Origin of the sequence: Shewanella sp. JNE2 (assembly GCF_023159115.1) — a bacterium.
In the GTDB taxonomy this organism is placed as follows: domain Bacteria; phylum Pseudomonadota; class Gammaproteobacteria; order Enterobacterales; family Shewanellaceae; genus Shewanella; species Shewanella putrefaciens.
In genome coordinates, this window is sequence record NZ_CP096169.1 from 4,150,707 (window position 1) to 4,167,880 (window position 17,174).

At 44.9% G+C, this 17,174-nt stretch carries 17 protein-coding genes; 10 read left to right on the plus strand and 7 right to left on the minus strand.

All coding sequences use genetic code 11. The features are described from left to right. Positions 1-20 precede the first annotated feature (20 nt). Genes MZ182_RS18480 through MZ182_RS18510 form a run of 7 tightly spaced genes read right to left on the minus strand, consistent with a single transcriptional unit; the run spans position 21 to position 6,822 of the window. Positions 21-443 carry a hypothetical protein gene (locus MZ182_RS18480; protein ID WP_011787855.1) on the minus strand — a complete coding sequence of 141 codons (423 nt, stop codon included), beginning with the start codon at positions 441-443 and terminating at the stop codon, positions 21-23. After that, positions 421-1,770, minus strand: a complete 1,350-nt coding sequence (locus MZ182_RS18485; protein WP_248068772.1) for a FliI/YscN family ATPase — start codon at positions 1,768-1,770, stop codon at positions 421-423. Before MZ182_RS18485 ends, MZ182_RS18480 begins: the two co-directional genes overlap by 23 nt. Then, positions 1,748-2,455 (minus strand): flagellar assembly protein FliH, encoded by a 708-nt coding sequence (fliH, locus tag MZ182_RS18490; protein WP_011787853.1) that lies wholly within the window; start codon positions 2,453-2,455, stop codon positions 1,748-1,750. The genes MZ182_RS18485 and fliH overlap by 23 nt, the downstream gene beginning before the upstream one ends. Next, entirely contained in the window at positions 2,455-3,441 is a 987-nt protein-coding gene (locus MZ182_RS18495) for a flagellar motor switch protein FliG (protein WP_011787852.1), read from the minus strand. Before MZ182_RS18495 ends, fliH begins: the two co-directional genes overlap by 1 nt. A gap of 16 nt (positions 3,442-3,457) precedes the next feature. Next, on the minus strand, positions 3,458-5,134 hold the full coding sequence (fliF, locus tag MZ182_RS18500) for a flagellar basal-body MS-ring/collar protein FliF (RefSeq protein WP_248068789.1): 1,677 nt from the start codon (positions 5,132-5,134) through the stop codon (positions 3,458-3,460). 12 nt (positions 5,135-5,146) lie between these two features. Further along, positions 5,147-5,485: a flagellar hook-basal body complex protein FliE gene (fliE, locus tag MZ182_RS18505; protein WP_011787850.1), complete on the minus strand. Its 339-nt coding sequence runs from the start codon at positions 5,483-5,485 to the stop codon at positions 5,147-5,149. Positions 5,486-5,511: 26 nt separating this feature from the next. Further along, positions 5,512-6,822, minus strand: a complete 1,311-nt coding sequence (locus MZ182_RS18510) for a sigma-54 dependent transcriptional regulator (protein ID WP_248068793.1) — start codon at positions 6,820-6,822, stop codon at positions 5,512-5,514. Between the two features lie 1,075 nt (positions 6,823-7,897). Between MZ182_RS18510 and MZ182_RS18515 the strand changes: the two genes are divergently transcribed. The 10 genes from MZ182_RS18515 (at position 7,898) to MZ182_RS18560 (ending at position 17,079) form a co-directional block, all read left to right on the plus strand. Continuing rightward, positions 7,898-8,779, plus strand: a complete 882-nt coding sequence (locus MZ182_RS18515) for a FliM/FliN family flagellar motor switch protein (protein WP_248068796.1) — start codon at positions 7,898-7,900, stop codon at positions 8,777-8,779. Continuing rightward, the gene (locus tag MZ182_RS18520) at positions 8,772-9,131 is read left to right on the plus strand and encodes a FliM/FliN family flagellar motor switch protein (protein WP_025008807.1); all 360 of its coding nucleotides are present in this window, start codon (positions 8,772-8,774) and stop codon (positions 9,129-9,131) included. The genes MZ182_RS18515 and MZ182_RS18520 overlap by 8 nt, the downstream gene beginning before the upstream one ends. Next, positions 9,128-9,862 carry a flagellar type III secretion system pore protein FliP gene (gene fliP / locus MZ182_RS18525; RefSeq protein ID WP_011787846.1) on the plus strand — a complete coding sequence of 245 codons (735 nt, stop codon included), beginning with the start codon at positions 9,128-9,130 and terminating at the stop codon, positions 9,860-9,862. Before MZ182_RS18520 ends, fliP begins: the two co-directional genes overlap by 4 nt. A gap of 4 nt (positions 9,863-9,866) precedes the next feature. After that, positions 9,867-10,136 carry a flagellar biosynthetic protein FliQ gene (locus MZ182_RS18530; protein ID WP_011787845.1) on the plus strand — a complete coding sequence of 90 codons (270 nt, stop codon included), beginning with the start codon at positions 9,867-9,869 and terminating at the stop codon, positions 10,134-10,136. A gap of 1 nt (position 10,137) precedes the next feature. Beyond that, positions 10,138-10,917, plus strand: coding sequence for a flagellar biosynthetic protein FliR (fliR, locus tag MZ182_RS18535; protein ID WP_248068799.1), 780 nt, complete (start codon positions 10,138-10,140; stop codon positions 10,915-10,917). Then, positions 10,914-12,044 carry a flagellar biosynthesis protein FlhB gene (flhB, locus tag MZ182_RS18540; protein WP_248068802.1) on the plus strand — a complete coding sequence of 377 codons (1,131 nt, stop codon included), beginning with the start codon at positions 10,914-10,916 and terminating at the stop codon, positions 12,042-12,044. Before fliR ends, flhB begins: the two co-directional genes overlap by 4 nt. Before the next feature lie 15 nt (positions 12,045-12,059). After that, positions 12,060-14,141, plus strand: a complete 2,082-nt coding sequence (gene flhA / locus MZ182_RS18545) for a flagellar biosynthesis protein FlhA (RefSeq protein ID WP_248068806.1) — start codon at positions 12,060-12,062, stop codon at positions 14,139-14,141. Between the two features lie 388 nt (positions 14,142-14,529). Further along, on the plus strand, positions 14,530-15,081 hold the full coding sequence (locus MZ182_RS18550; RefSeq protein ID WP_248068809.1) for an NAD(P)H-dependent oxidoreductase: 552 nt from the start codon (positions 14,530-14,532) through the stop codon (positions 15,079-15,081). Beyond that, positions 15,078-16,283: a NupC/NupG family nucleoside CNT transporter gene (locus MZ182_RS18555; RefSeq protein WP_248068811.1), complete on the plus strand. Its 1,206-nt coding sequence runs from the start codon at positions 15,078-15,080 to the stop codon at positions 16,281-16,283. The genes MZ182_RS18550 and MZ182_RS18555 overlap by 4 nt, the downstream gene beginning before the upstream one ends. A 70-nt stretch (positions 16,284-16,353) precedes the next feature. After that, on the plus strand, positions 16,354-17,079 hold the full coding sequence (locus tag MZ182_RS18560) for a nucleoside phosphorylase (protein WP_248068814.1): 726 nt from the start codon (positions 16,354-16,356) through the stop codon (positions 17,077-17,079). Positions 17,080-17,174: the final 95 nt, after the last annotated feature.

Here is a 17,174-nt window from a genome sequence, read left to right on the forward strand (position 1 = left end):
GTGGTGACTCCCTGAACTGATTAACTTTTCTTCTTATAATAGATACCTGCCATATCATCAACTATGGCCTGCTCATTGCGAGCCACTCGCGCCTTTTCCTGAAGATGTGTTTGTTTTTCAAGCCACTTTAAACTTTGTTGACGCCCTAACTGTTTACGCCAAAGCCGATCAATACGTTGTTGCTCCTGTTGAAGAAACATGTCTTTTTGAACTAACTTTACCCGCATGGGTTCAAGGGCTTGCGCCATACTTGCCGAATTTTGCCAAAGTAAAACATTGCCGCCTTCTTTAGCACCACGGTAAGTAAAAATCATCTGCGACAGGGCTTGATGCTGTTGTTGGTTCAGTTGGACATTCTGGCTGGAATCTTCGCGCTTTTGACCAAGCTGGGCTAACTTTTTTTCAGCTTGTATGCATAACTTAGAGAGATGACGCTGGCTCATATCCCATGACTCCCATCAATTGCTCCAACTGCACTAAACTCTCGGCGAGATTGATTTTAGTTTGCGTGGTTTGACGTAAAAATTTTGCCATCTCTGGGTATACACGTACTGCCAGATCCATTTCAGGATCTTGGCCCGCTTGATACCCTCCTAAAGGTAATAAATCTCTCACTTCATTGTAACGGCTTAGAATATGCCTAAATATCTGACTCTGCTCGATACTGCTCGCCGTAGCTATCTGCATCGCAAGACGGCTAACCGAGGCATTAATATCAATGGCAGGAAAATGCCCTTGTTCTGCAAGTTTACGGCTCAGTACGATATGACCATCTAAAATAGCCCGTGCAGCATCAGCAACCGGATCCTGCTGATCATCCCCTTCCACTAGAACGGTATAAAAAGCCGTCAGAGTGCCCGTTGGATGCTCACCATTTCCCGCCATTTCAACTAATCTGGGTAACTGTGCAAACGCCGATGGAGGATAACCTTTTGTTGCTGGCGGCTCGCCTAAACTCAGGGCGATTTCACGCTGTGCCTGTGCATAACGCGTCAATGAATCAACCAATAACAACACTTGCTTGCCCTGATCCCGAAAGGCACTGGCAATAGAATGGGATAAGCGCATAGCACGCAAGCGCATGAGTGGGGTAGTGTCTGCAGGTGCTGCAATAATCACCGCGCGCTTACGACCCTCTTCGCCGAGCGTTTCCTCAATAAACTCACGCACCTCACGGCCACGCTCACCAATTAAACCCACCACCACAACATCCGCATCGGTAAAACGCGTCATCATGCCGAGTAATACACTTTTACCTACACCAGAGCCCGCAAATAACCCCAGTCGTTGCCCTCTACCTATAGGCAGTAAGCTATTGATGGCACGGATCCCAACGTCAAGCGGTTGCCTGATAGGTTGTCGTAATAATGGGTTATAGCTGGTATGTGATTGCTGAACCTGTGAAACATCGGTGAGATCGCCGAACAAATCGAGTGGCTGGCCGAGCCCATCAAGCACCCTGCCGAGTAATCCATCACCAATCGCAATCGTTTGCTCATGGGTAATAGGCAATACTCTCGCCCCCGGCATCAACCCCTGAGTAGGTTCGATAGGCATAAGGCAAAGTACATCTCGGTGAAAACCAACGACCTCAGCCTCAATTAAACGACCATGACGTCCTTCTATCTGACAACGATCGCCCATGCCAAGCTGACAACCAACGGCTTCCAGCAATAAACCATTGACTCGGATAAGACGTCCATAAACTCGAGCAACCGGTACCCGTGGCCAATCGTCTTGGAAAAAATCAGCCTCCAATATCGGCCTCATGTAACTTGGCTTCAACTAACTTCATGCAGGTATCAAGTCTTGTTTCAACCGAGGCATCTGCATCGGATTTATTACTGACAATACGACAACTGCCCGCCGAAATATTGCTATCTGCAATCAGATTCCAGCCGCGGATTTTATCCTCAGCCAGTTCTTTTAATTTAATCACAGCATTAGGCTCTAAATGGATCTTCATGTCCGATTGATCATCGGGCAAGGCACTCAGCGTTTCTTCCACGAGTTTGAGGATCTGTTGTGGCTGAAGGGTTAGCTCACAGCGTATCACTTGCTGTGAAACCCGACGGACCAAATCAAGGATCAAGTTTTGTTGCTCACGTACCTGTTTAGCATGCCCATCTTCAAGTAATTCCCGCAAGGCACCAAGCGGCACAAGCAGACTATTAAGCTGTTCATTAATAGAGGTTTTACCTGCGGCAACACCTTCCAGTTTACCTTGATGAAAACCTGCCGCATGTCCTGCAATGCGCCCCTCTTCTATCCCCGCCTCATAGCCCGCATTCTTGCCTTGGAGCACGCCTTCCTCATACCCCTCATCAAATGCCTGCTGATAGCTTTGAAAATCACTACCTGTATCTGAGGAATCAACAGCATCATGCAACGCTGGGAAACGATAGCGACGTGCAAGATTCGGATTTAGACGCCAACGTGAATGCTTGTTTTCCATTAGACAACGACCTGCTCTTCAAATAGCTGCAATTCAATTTCACCCTCTTGCATCAATTGTTTAGCAAGCTCCATGATCTCTTTTCGTGCACCGCTCGCTCGGCTAACAGGTACACCCCCTAATGCTTCTATTTGGGTTTCAATCGCCGATGACATCCGCTTAGGTAGCGCATTGAGCAAGGCATCTTTTAATTCAAAATCAATACCCTTTAATGCGAGTGATAAAGTTTCTGAGGGGACTTGCCCTAGCAAGGTTTGTAATGTCTCTTGTTTTTGACGACCTAAAATAATGAAGTCAAACATGTTATCGGTGACGTCAATCGCCATTTGTTTATCATGGAGTTTAATCATTTCCATCAACTGTTCACGATCGCCCTCAAAGCGATTGAGTATATCTGCAACCTGTTTTACACCCGCCACTTGTGTATGACTTTTTTCCATTGCCATCAACATACAACGCTCGACAAGCTCACGTAATTCATCGACAACATTACGATCCAACTCACCCAGTTGTGCAATACGGACAAGCACCTCATCTTGGCTATCGCTCGGTAACATTTTCAATATCTTAGCTGCACTCTCTGCGGGCAAAAGCCCTAACAATACCGCTTGTAATTGACAATGTTCATGGGTGATTTCCCGTGCAAGTAATTGAGGATCAACCCACTCAAGCCGCTTCACTAGCACTTTGATTTCATCACCGTAAATGCTGTCAATTAAACTTTTTGACAGTCTATCCCCGAGCGCAATGTCGAGTGTCTTCTGTAAATAGGAGCGTGAGGCTCTTGCAATACCCGATTGCTCTTTGTAACGCTGGAAAAAACGACTAAGAACAGCTTCTGCTTCTTGCTGAGTAATACTGGATAACCGCGCCATTTTGTGGCTTAAGTGCTGTACGTCGTTACGGTCTAAATGCGCCATCACCCTAGCTGCACCTTCTTCTCCCATACTCAGCAATAACATGGCTGCTTGGGCGTAATTATCCATCTTAATTTCGATTGAGTTATTCACCGTCTTTATCGCCTATCCAATGAGCTATCACTTCTGCAACACGTGCGGGTTCTTTATTTGCCAATAATGCTAAATGTTCCATCTTCACCGTTAAAGGTGATCCTGGTTCAGGCAAACCTTGGCTGCCTAGCCAATCAGCACTCGGTAATTGATGGGCTTGATTAGGTGCATAATCAACCGTTGGCCCACCAAGGGCATTGGCTGATGCCGCACTTAATGCTGCTGGTTCTATACTAGGGGCAGTGATTTGTGCCGTACGAGTTAAGTGTTTAACCAAAGGACGTAAGACAAACAAAATAAGCCCAAAACCGAGGATCCCACCTATGATATAGCGTAAATAGGATTGATAATTTTCGGATTGCCACCAAGGAGAAGTCGGTATTTCAGCCACCACTGTCGGCGTAAATTCAAAAGCATTGATGGTAAAACTGTCACCTCTTGCCGCTGAAAAACCAATGGCATCTTTCACCATGTTGCCAAACTTAACAAGCTGAGCCTCATTATTAAATACCCCTTGACCCGCCGCGCTATTGATGAGTACTGAGACAGAGAGGTTTTCAAGCTGCATTTGTTGGTAACGCACATGACGCACAGAACGTCCAACATCATATTGACGACTTTCCTCTTGCTTCAGATTACGTGTTTTGTCATCCGTTGCCGCGGTCCCGACCTGAGGAGGCTTATTGCTTAAAGCACCAGGGATCCCTGCCGCAATACTATTACTCGAGTCATCAATACTGGTGCGCTCTTGGGTTACGACATTTTGTGGATCGAGTGACTCCTTGGTTTCTTCAACCTGATTGAAGTTAACTTTTGCCGTCACTCGTACTTGGAAATTATCGTGTCCAAGCACAGGCTCCAGCATAGAGGCAGCATTGGCGACTAAACTATGTTCCAACTCACGAGTGTATTGTAATTGCTTATTCCTAGACTGGCTAAGATCTTGATTACCCGAAATGTTTTCACTTAAATACCGACCATCTTGATCAACGACTTTAATATTACTTGCGGTGAGTCCAGTTACACTGCCAGCCACTAAGTTAACAATGGCCTCAACCTGTGATTCAGATAAACGTGTATTGGGGTCAAGCTGCAACATCACAGAGGCCGTGGGTAATTCCGGCTCCTGACGAATAAATAGACTCTGTTTAGGTATGGCTAAATGAACTCTGGCCGCTCTCACTAACTTTAATGACATAATAGTGCGGGCTAACTCACCTTCTAAACTATGGCGATATTTGGCTTGCTCCATAAATTGGCTCGTACCAAGCGCATTATTATCGAGCGCCTCCATACCTGAAGGTACTTTCGCTTTCACGCCTTTCGCCGCCAAGAGCATACGTGCATTACCGACTTGCTCCTCAGCCACCAGCACTGCCCCTGTATTTGCCTCAAGACGGTAATGAATCCCTTCAGCTTCTAATACATTAAGCACTTGAGAGGTATCGACATTTTCTTGGCTACCGTATAAAGGTCGATACCCCGCCGTTGCCGTCCAGAGCATTAACACTATTACGCTGGCAACAACCACAGCGAGTAGCGCTAAGGCAATGACCTGACGATCTCCACGGTTAAACTTATGCCATTTCTGGGTCATATCAGCAATAAGGCCTGACGAACGCTCAGTTCCCGTAATATCCTGACCTGATTGAACAAAAGTGGTAGACATTCACACAATTCCTTAAATAGGCATCTTCATTACATCGTCAAATGCTTGCACAAGACGATTACGAATTTGAAGCATAGTCGCAAAGGACAAACTGGCTTTTTGCGAAGCCACCATAGCACCGACAAGATCATCACTCTTTCCACTATCAACCGCAGTCATCGCCATAGAGGATTGATTCTGATCTTGGTTAACGGCAGCCACCTTACTCTTTATCAAGTCCGTAAATGAGCCATAAGCCTGACCATTATCGGCGGGGTTAGGGGAGATATTGATCGCTCCTTTAGCCACTTCCCGATGAATACTTAAGGTGTCCATTAGCATATTCGAGCTAACTATCGCTCCAGAAGACATATTTTTTCCTATTACTTTGTATCACGCTAAGCAGCGCGGCCCGCTTGTTCTAATAACATTTCAATATCAATCCCTGCTTCCCGCATTTGTACGAGTCGATATCTTAACGCTCTCGTCGTCATCCCTAACGCCTGTGCACTTAAGGTACGTTGCCCATTGAAACGCTTAAGTACGTCGATAATATATTGGAACTCTGCCTGCTGCTTTGAAGCCCTAAGTCCATCAGTCACTTCTGGATGCTCAACCGCCTGCACTTCTAGCTGAATGTTTAAGCCAAGATCGGCTGCTTGTATTGCAAGCCCACGACGCATCACCAATGCCCGCTGGATACAATTTTCTAATTCCCTTACGTTTCCGGGCCAATCATAGGACACAAGGGCTTGCCTTGCGTGCTCACTAAAATAACAAGTACTGGTGGTATCTGGCTGGTGATATAAGTCCAAGAAGTGCTCAGCAAGAGGCAAAATATCTGCCTTTCGCTCTCTTAAAGGAGAAATTTTCAACGGTAAAACATCTAAACGATAAAATAAGTCTTCTCTGAAATGGCCGAGCTCTACGGCCTGCCTTAAGTCACGATTAGTAGACGCAATTATCCTGATATCTAACGCTATTGCGTGCTGCCCACCCAGCCTTTCGACTTCTCTTTCCTGCAAAACTCGCAGTAATTTCGCCTGCAACGTCAAAGGCATTTCACCAATTTCATCGAGCAATAACGTACCGCCATTGGCTTGCTCAAATTTCCCGGCCTTATCACAAATCGCACCTGTAAAGGCGCCTTTTACGTGCCCAAACAATACGGACTCAAGGATACTTTCTGGAATTGCAGCACAATTAATCGCAATAAAAGGTTTATGTGAACGCGAAGAATGACGGTGAATATAACGAGCGAGAGGTTCTTTGCCTGTACCACTTTCGCCCAGTAATAGAACACTGGCTTCAGTGGTTGCTGCGCGATGGGCGAGCATCAACAACTGCCGACTGACAGATGCCGATACCACCAAACTAGAGTCAGGTAACTCTAACCGTCGTAATCGATGAATAGACGCGAGCAATTGCTCACTTTCTACGGGAATTAATAAATAGTCTTGAACGCCAGCACGCATCGCTGCGGCGGCTAACTCACCTTGTTCTGGCGCCAACAAAGCAAGCTGGTTACGACTAGGGAAACGAGCGAGATAATCCTTTACGTCACTAGGACTACAATCAGAAAGATTGACGATTGTGAGCCAAGGCAAGTCCATTTTATCATTCCAAAGGCAAAAATTTTCATGCATTATTTTGCATATAAGATCCGCCGATAGATTTAGCCCTTCAATCCGTATACTTAGGCTTCTCACTCGCCAACACCCTCTTGTTTACCGCACATGAAATAACACCTTAGTTAATGGACTAATTTTTTGTGTAATTGAGTTTAAATAAAATTTATTACAACTAACCAAATAGATAATATATTAACCATTTATACTGGCTGGCATATTGAAAACGAAACACTTAATGCGGAAATAAAACTTCCCATTCAGCATAAATCAAAAGAGGAAGCATTGCTTCCCTTGTATAGTGATAACCATATGCTTATTCACTGCATCAAAACTATTACTAAACAAAAAGCATAAAGATCAAAAAACATCCACCACAAACAAAAGTGTGACCCACTTCAAAATTAGCCGGTTCTTTAGATATCTATAACAACTGAAGTAAAAATATAAAAGTACAGATAAAAATAGACGCTATGAACCTCTGAATCACTACACCAGATAGCACAATTAATCGTGACATCCTGATACATATAACTTAAGACTGACTTATACCAAATATACTTGTAAATTAATATATCAGAATGATAAAAATATTATCATTGCAATAAAATAGTAAACTCAACTTAACTGATTAAATTTACATCAGCAAAACATTATAAACTGCGGTAAAAAGTAAAACCAATATAAAACAATAACTAAGATGGACCGAAGTTATGTTTACAGTATGAAATGACAAAAAATCATTAAAACGTCAAAAAAAACACCATTGCCAAAATAAAGTTTTCACGACAATTTATTGACACAACAAATAAAGAAGTCATTTAATCTAAATAAAAGATTGTACAGTTATCCGTAGCACATTCTCTTTACAAATCACTTTAAATATCATTTCATTCACATTTATTTCTATTTTATCAATAATTATTATTGAATACCTTAGCCGGATTACCTTATTATCAGCCTCGTTTAAAACGGAACGCTTCCTGCATATCTATTCCACACTCCGTTTGACCCTATTGAATATCTATAGATGATTGACTGAGATAAATAAAAACCTTTAGCACTCGATTTAAGTACGCTTTTTATACAGAAATGAGCATTGTAAGTTACAGACTAAATTCTCGCGGTACTGAAACTGCATTTAATAGGAAGTAAAATGAAGATAACCGCAAAAGCTCGGCTTATTAAAGCGAGTTCGGATGAGATGATCCGGCCTATTATGTTAGTCCAAGAGAAACTCGCTAGAACCCGTTTATTACAACAACTGGTTCAGTTGCATCGCCCACTTATTGATGCCATCAATAACATTTTATCTCCCCTTCTAAGACAGGGGCATTCGGCTGTCTCTAGTTCTCATTTAACTGAACCTAGAAAACCCATTATCCCTGAGCATTACTACGCTTGGTTCATATTGAAGCACCAGCAGAATATTCTCGGTTATTGGAGGATAGATCGTTGTACGCTCGATCAATTAGCAAGTAATTACTATGGCAGTATGTCAACGCCATTAAACTCCCCCTTAAGGGATCCTAGCCAGTCTGAATTTAGATTGGCCAGAAAGTTATTGCTGTCAGTGGTTGATAAGCTGCCAAATAACACAATAGATACCAGTGCTCTTGAAGTTGAATTGATTAAAGGTGAAATGGAGCTTGCTGTGTCGGCGGTATGGTCGTTCAATTTTAGCCAAGAGTCACAAACACCACCCATGCTTTTTTGCTTAACCGAACATTTACTTGGACATTTAGCAGAACAACCTAAAAAATCAGAAGTAAGTGCAGATTTACCTGCAAAATTAGCCATTTGGCTAAAGAATCTTCCAGTAAAAATTCAAGTGACACTTGGGCAACATAACATCCCAGTACACTCCCTTGGTCAGTTAAACACTGGTGATATTTTACCCATTAATTTATATCCAAAAACCTTGTTATCCATCGGAAGTACCCCTCTATTTCATGCAACTGTGCATAGTCATGAAGGGCTGATGGTAGCGAAATTGACTCAAGATGTTTACCAGTATGAGGAGAACGACATTGGCTGAACAACCTATTTTATCGGATGATGATTTTCTATTAGATGACGATATTTTCTCCGAAAAAAGCCTGTCAAAACAGGACACCCAAAGCCGAAAATTGAAGAATAACAATTTTTTTCAACAGCTTCCGGTACAAGTTACTCTCGAACTTGCCAGTGCAGAAATGTCATTAGGTGAGCTAAACCGTATGGGAGAAGGTGATGTTATCGCACTCGACCGTATGGTAGGTGAGCCTCTGGATATCAGAGTCAATGGCGCACTACTCGGTCGAGGTGAAGTCGTAGAAGTCGCAGGTCGATACGGTGTACGTCTGTTAGAAATAGAAAGTATCGCGCTGGATGGGACAATTAACGAATGATAGTTCGGCTGCTTTTACTCTCTACTTTTTTGTTCGTTCCCCACGCTATAGCATCGGAAGGGCTGACCTTATTTACATTGGACAGTGGAGAAAGTAGTCAAGCAGTTAACATTAAACTCGAAATTTTAGCACTCATGACAGCCATTAGCTTTTTGCCTGTCATGTTAATGATGCTTACCAGTTTTACTCGAATTATCATTGTATTAGCCATCCTAAGGCAGGCTCTAGGATTACAACAAAGCCCGCCCAATAGGGTGCTGGTAGGAATAGCGCTAATACTCACTATCTTTATTATGCGTCCCGTGGGAGACAAGATTTATAAAGAGGCTTACCTGCCCTATGATCAGGGTAAGATCGAGTTAATGGAAGCCATTTCGATTGCAAAGGTCCCCTTAACTCGGTTTATGTTGGCACAGACGAGAGAGACAGATCTCGAACAAATGCTAAAAATCGCCAATGAACCTACACATATGAAAACGGCAGAGGAAGTGCCATTTTTTGTTCTGATGCCTGCGTTTGTATTGAGTGAACTCAAAACCGCCTTTCAAATTGGTTTCTTAATCTTCTTGCCTTTCTTGGTTATCGATTTAGTGGTCGCAAGTGTGCTTATGTCGATGGGGATGATGATGCTATCGCCCTTAATTATCTCACTCCCATTTAAGTTAATGATTTTTGTATTGGTCGATGGTTGGGCTATGACAGTCAGCACCTTAACTGCCAGTTTTGGATAGCTAAATGGACATCAATGAACTGACTGCTCTTTTTGCAGATTCCATGTTTCTTGTCATTATGATGGTTTCGGCACTGGTCACGCCAGGGCTGATCCTGGGCTTAATTGTGGCGGTATTTCAAGCCGCAACGCAGGTCAATGAGCAAACCCTCAGTTTTTTGCCGAGACTTATCATTACCTTGCTGATGGTGCTATTTTCAGGCCATTGGCTCATACAACAGCTAAGTGATTTATTTGACAGGTTGTTTATGAATATCCCCCATATTATCGGTTGATATGCTGTCACTGACCTCAACAGAAATCAGTATGCTCATCGGCGGCTTTTGGTGGCCATTTTGCCGGATCATGGGTGCTTTTATGATAATGCCACTCTTGGGTAATGCTTATGTACCCGTGATGGTAAGAATTTTTCTTGCGCTCAGTATCGCTGCATTGCTCGCACCTATGCTCCCACCCGTTCCACCTGTCGACGCAATCTCACTAGCATCACTTTTTTTAGCCGTTGAACAGCTACTCATTGGGTTTATGCTCGCATTATTTTTAACGCTGCTAATCCATGTAATGACCATGCTTGGCAATATTATGTCCATGCAGATGGGACTCGCCATGGCAGTTATGAACGATCCTGCCAATGGTGACTCAAGCCCGATCATCAGCGAATGGTTTCAAATTTTTGGCACTTTGATTTTTCTTGCTCTCAATGGCCACTTAGTTGCCATCAATATCATTGTGGATAGTTTCCGTTTATGGCCGATTGGTCATGGCATTTTTGAATTACCACTCATGGGGTTAGTGAGCCGATTGGCTTGGCTGTTTGCGGCATCACTTATGCTCGCCATACCAGCAGTACTTGCCATGCTAATGGTCAATATTACTTTCGGAGTGCTAAGTCGCTCTGCGCCCTCATTAAATATCTTCTCACTCGGATTTCCCATGACGATGTTAATGGGGTTGCTCTGTGTTTTTCTGTCACTGAGTGGCATACCTAGTCGTTACAGCGATCTCTGTTTAGATGCCTTGACCGCCATGTATCAATTTATAGGTGGGATCACATGAGCCAAACGCAGCAACAAGACAAAACAGAAGAAGCCACACCGCAAAAGCTACGCAAAGCAAGAAAAGAGGGGCAAGTACCTCGTTCTAAAGATCTTGCCTCAGCCGCTCTTGTCCTTGGCTGCTCCGTTATGCTCACCAGTAATGCGAACTGGTTCGCGACAAAAGTCAGTGGATTAACCAAATACAATATGTTGCTCACGCGTGCTGAGTTAGATCAACCTGATATGATGGTACGTCACCTTGGTACTAGCCTAGTTGAAATGTTAACTATCTTGAGCCCACTTTTTATTATGGTCGCACTGCTCGCCGCCATTGCAGGGGCATTGCCTGGTGGTCCTATATTTAATGTTGGAAACGCTAATTTTAAATACAGTCGGATTGATCCTATCGCAGGAGTAGGAAGAATCTTTTCCGCTCAATCCCTTGTTGAGTTGCTTAAATCCTGTTTAAAAATCGTGCTTCTGATCAGTATCATGCTGGTTTTTTTGAATGGTCACTTACAGAGTTTACTCAGTTATAGTCATCGCCCAATTGACGAAGCCGTCCGTGATGGCATAAATCTTTTATCCCAAGGAATGCTTTACCTCGGAGTAGGACTACTCGTCATCGCTTTTATCGATGTGCCATACCAATACTGGCATCACAAAAAACAATTGCGAATGTCGCGCCAAGAGGTAAAAGACGAGCATACCCAGCAAGAAGGTAAACCTGAGATCAAGGCGAAGATCCGTCAGTTACAACAACGCATGGCTAGATCCCGTGCTGATACGACTATACCGAAAGCGGATGTCCTTTTAGTCAATCCGACTCACTATGCCGTAGCATTAAAATACAATCCTGACTTAGCCGATGCGCCTTATGTATTAACAAAAGGTACCGAAGAACTGGCTCTCTATATGCGAGAACTGGCCAAAAAACATGGCGTCGAAATTATTGATATCCCACCTCTCACTCGGGCTATCTACCATTCAACACAAGTCGATCAACAGATCCCCAGTGCATTGTTTATCGCCATCGCGCACGTATTAAGTTATGTCATGCAAATAAAAGCATCTCGTAAGGGTTTACAACAAAAACCTGAACCTTTGCCACACTTTTTTATTCCATCCCATTTACGTCACGATTGAAGGATTGCTTAACCTATGAATTGGCTACGACGCACCTTTTCAGGAAATTACAGCTATATTGGTATTCCAGTTATGCTGCTCGCTATTCTCGCTATGGTGATTCTGCCGCTACCGGCATGGCTACTAGACATTTTATTTACGTTTAACATCGTTCTTGCCGTGATGGTGCTACTGGTGAGTGTGTCTATCAGGCGACCGCTCGAGTTTTCCGTCTTTCCCACCTTGTTACTACTTGCCACCTTAATGCGTTTAACCTTAAACGTCGCATCAACGCGCGTGGTACTCATCGAGGGACACGAAGGTGGCGATTCAGCAGGTAAGGTGATTCAAGCCTTCGGTGAAGTCGTTATTGGTGGAAACTATGTTGTCGGTGCCGTTATCTTCCTAATTTTAATGATAATTAACTTTGTTGTTATCACTAAAGGTGGCGAACGGATCTCCGAGGTCTCGGCACGGTTTACGTTAGATGCCTTACCCGGTAAACAGATGGCTATCGATGCCGATCTCAATGCTGGCACGCTAACCCACGAACAAGCACGCGTACGTCGTCAAGATGTTGCTAGGGAAGCCGACTTTTACGGTTCCATGGATGGGGCATCAAAATTTGTTAGAGGTGATGCCATTGCGGGGCTATTAATCTTAGCCATCAACATTATTGGCGGGATCTGCATAGGTATCTTTATGCATGATCTCAGCGCCGCTGAAGCCTTTAAAACCTATGCCTTATTAACCATTGGTGACGGCCTTGTCGCACAAATTCCATCGTTACTGCTCGCCACCGCTGCCGCCATTATTGTCACACGTGTTTCCGATGCGGAAGAAATGCCGACTCAGTTAAGTCGACAATTATTAGCCAATCCAAAAACCTTAGCTACCGCGGCCATTGTGATGGGAATTCTTGGGATAACTCCGGGAATGCCAGCATTAGTCTTCCTATCTTTTGCGATATTGCTTGGTTTCGCCGCATGGAAGCAAAACCAAAATAGGGCTGCTTTTACCGAAGAAAAAACCGAAGAACTGATAGAAACCAGCCTAACAGAACCTTCAGCGCCTAGCTGGGAATCACTTCCCTTTATCGATATTATCGAAGTGCGATTAGGCTATAGACTGGTCCATTTAGTTGAAAAAACGAAAGGTGCAGAGTTACAGAAGCGCCTTACAGGGATCAGACGCACGCTATCAGAACAAATCGGATTTTTACTCTCAGAAGTCAGAGTGCGTGATAACTTAGCCTTAGCGCCACATGCTTATCAAATCAACTTTATGGGAACACAGGTGGCCATTGCAGAACTCGAACCCGATTTGCTATTAGCCATAAAAAGTGGCCCCGTGTATGGCAAGATTGATGGGATCTTAACCAAAGAACCCGCCTATCAAATGGATGCCATCTGGATCCAACCAGATTTAAAGGCTAAAGCACTCAACTTGGGTTACTCAGTGGTCGATAACGCAACCATTATTGCCACTCATGTGAGTAAGTTACTGCGTGAGTCACTGCCTGAGTTATTGCAACATGATGATATTATGCAATTAACTGACAGACTCAGTAAGCAAGCACCAAAACTCGCTGAATCACTCAGTACGAGCTTAACCCCCATTCAGTTACTCAAAGTTTTTCGCTTGTTACTCAAAGAACAAGTGCCGCTTAAAGATATACGCACCATAGCGACAACCTTGCTGGAATGTAGCGAACAAACTAAAGATCCGGTATTACTTGCAGCGGATGTGCGCTGCGCCTTACGCAATAGCATATTGCACCAAATTGCTGGCAGCAGTGCGCAGTTAAATGTACTCACACTTACCGCTGAGTTAGAACAAACATTAATGACCGCATTAAATCAATCACAACAGCAAGGGCGTGTATCGCTTGATAGCTTCCCAATAGAACCGAACCTACTTGCACAGCTGCAACAAAAAATGCCGCTATTACTCGCTGATACAAAAGAGAAAGGCTACAACCCCATTCTACTTGTATCACCACAACTTAGGCCCTTCCTCGCCCGTTACGCATTAGCATTCGCAAGAGGGTTGCATGTTTTATCCTACAATGAAGTCCCTGAAACAAAAGAGCTGATGATTGCAGGACAACTTGGGTAATTAGAGACATAGATCCCTCTCGCGTTATCAAATTTTTATCGTACAACAAGCATCAATGGCAGAACGCTAAGCTAACTAGCGTTCAACATTGATGCCATATGCACTGAGCACGATTTAGCACTCAGGATTAAAAAGTTGAATGCTGAGCGCTGAATAAACGTTAGCATTCCGGTATGACCCGACATTGCGCTTATCACTTCATTCATTTTTATATCGACGTTTTAATCAAACTTTCACAATAGTATGAGCTGCATCAGGTGCTAGGAGACAAATGTCCTCTGGCATTCCCTCTTATCTCCCTATAATCCACGCCATGACTTCGTAACTCGGTGCTTGGGCCTCTGGTTTTAACTACACGGCGGCACCGTTTCCTCTCAGGAGCTAGCAAATGAACATACTCGTGCTAAACGGGCACCCTAACTTAACCCAGTCTGTGGCCAATGCCAGCATACTTGCCCTTGAGGCTGAGCAGCCGGGCTGGTGTATTAATTCTGTGGCTCAGTTTGATGGGGATACCGCCACGGAGCAGCAACAGTTGCTCGATGCCGATGTGATTGTGGTGCAATTCCCGCTCTATTGGAGCACCTACCCCGCCATACTCAAACATTGGATTGATGAGGTATTTACCTATGGTTTTGCCTTTGGCCCCAATGGTAGCCAGCTCCAAGGTAAACCGGTCCTGTTTTCTATTACTGCGGGGGCGACTGAAGAATCTTACAGCGAGACAGGCTTTAACTTTTTACCCTTTAACGCATATCAGCAAGCTTACGAACACCCATTTCGCGCAGCCGCTGTCGAAATTATCGATACCATTATTAGCTTTGAGATGAACTCCACTGCCGCCGAAGGTGGTAACAAATCCAACACCCTTTCCCTTGCAAAGGCCCACGCTGAGCGTGTGATTGCAGCCGTTAATTCATATAAGGACCACTCAGTATGATCCAGTCCATCCTTGGTATTTTAGTGCTCTTAGGCGTAGGTTTGCTGTGTTCTGACAACCGCCGTCTGATCAGCTGGCGCGCTGTTATCGGTGCATTTGGCATTATCATCGCGCTCGCTTTTTTTGTGCTGGCAACCGAGATCGGTGCCGATGTCCTGCTGGCCGTATCGAATACCGTAGGTAAAGTCTTTGGTTATGGTACTGAAGGGATTAAATTTGCCTTTGGCAGCTTAGTCAATTTCAGCGTTGAAGGCATTGGTTTTGTCTGGGCATTACAGGTATTACCGCAAATCATCTTTACTGCCGCACTCACTTCTTTGTTGTACTACTTAGGCATTATGCAGTGGTTTGTGTTAATCATTGGCGGCAGCTTGCAAAAGGTACTAGGCACGTCACGGGCGGAGTCAATGAATGCGGCAGGCAATATAATTCTCGGCCAAACCGAAGCACCGTTACTGATCAAGCCCTACCACCGCGTTCTCACCCGCGCGCAAATTTTTGCGGTGATGGTCGGCGGATTGTCTTCGATTGCTGGATCCATTTTAGCGGGCCTCGCGGGCATGGGCGTTGCGCTTAACTATCTGATCATGGCTTGCTTTATGTCAGCGCCTGCGGGGTTGATGTTCGCTAAGTTACTCATCCCAGAAACCGAGCCAACCGTTAACGAAGTGCCAGAATTACCCGATGATGAAAAACCCAGCAGCTTTATTGATGCCATTGCCAAAGGTGCCATTGCTGGTATGGGAATCGCTGCCATCGTCGGCGCAGTTATTATTGCCTGTATTGGCCTTATGGCCTTGTTGAACGGCGGATTGGGTGCGATTGGTGAACTGTTTGGCATGCCAACCTTAACCGTAGATATGATCCTCGGCACCTTGTTTGCGCCAGTAGCATGGTTGATTGGTATTCCTTGGGCCGAAGCAAGCACTGCAGGCGCCTTCCTTGGCCAAAAAATCGCCATGAATGAGTTTGTTGCCTTCGCCAATATGGGCAATGTGGAGCTGTCTGCACGCAGCAATGCCATTATGACCATTGCCCTTTGCGGCTTTGCCAATATCGGCTCAGTGGCCATGGTGTGTGGCGCCCTGAGTAAAATGATCCCACAACGCGCAGGGCTGATTGGTCAGCTCGGGATGAAAGTCCTGCTAGCGGCGACGTTAGCAAACTTGATGAATGCCGCGATTGTCGGATTGTTTATCTAAGGTTTCCCTTCGCGGCAGCCCGATAGAATTCGGGGCTACCGCTAAGCTAAGTAATTGATAAAGGTCAACAATGAGTATTCAACCCCATATTCTCGTCGCGCCCCATCAAGTTAGTGAAAAAGCCGTCGTCTGCGGCGAACCCAATCGAGTCAACCGCATCGCGGCGCATCTAACGGATGTCGAATCCTTGGCGGATAACCGCGAGTTTCGACTGATGCGTGGCCGTTATGGCGACACTATAATCACCGTTTGCAGCACAGGTATTGGTGCTCCCTCGGCGATCATTGCCCTTGAGGAACTGTATCAATGCGGTGTTAAACAACTTATCCGCATCGGCTCCGCCGGTGCGCTACAACCGCAAATAACCATAGGTGATGTGATTATTGCCGAGGCCGCAGTGCGTGATGATGGCGGCTCTGCCAGCTATGTAAAGCCCAGCTTTCCGGCCTGTGCCAATCATCGTTTGGTCGGCAAACTGCAAGCATACTGCGCGCAGCATCATATTATTGCCCATAGCGGTGTAGTGCGCTCCCACGACAGTTTTTATACCAATCAAGAACAGGAGCTCTGCCACTATTGGCATCGCCAAGGCGTACTCGGGGCCGATATGGAAACCGCTGCGTTATTCACCGTCGGCCGACTGCGCCAACTTGAAGTGGCGGCGATACTAACCAACGTAGTGCTATTTGAGCAGGATGTTAAAGCAGGCGTTAATGACTATGTTGCATCGTCCAAAGCAAGCGCCCAAGGTGAGCAACATGCCATTTTAGCCGCACTCAACGCACTGTGTGATTAGAGCTTGTTGAGGTTAATAGCAGTAAGCCTTGCCGATAAATGCATCCAGATAACGACCAAGTCATCCTCTTAATGGCGCAGCCAATGCGCCATCAT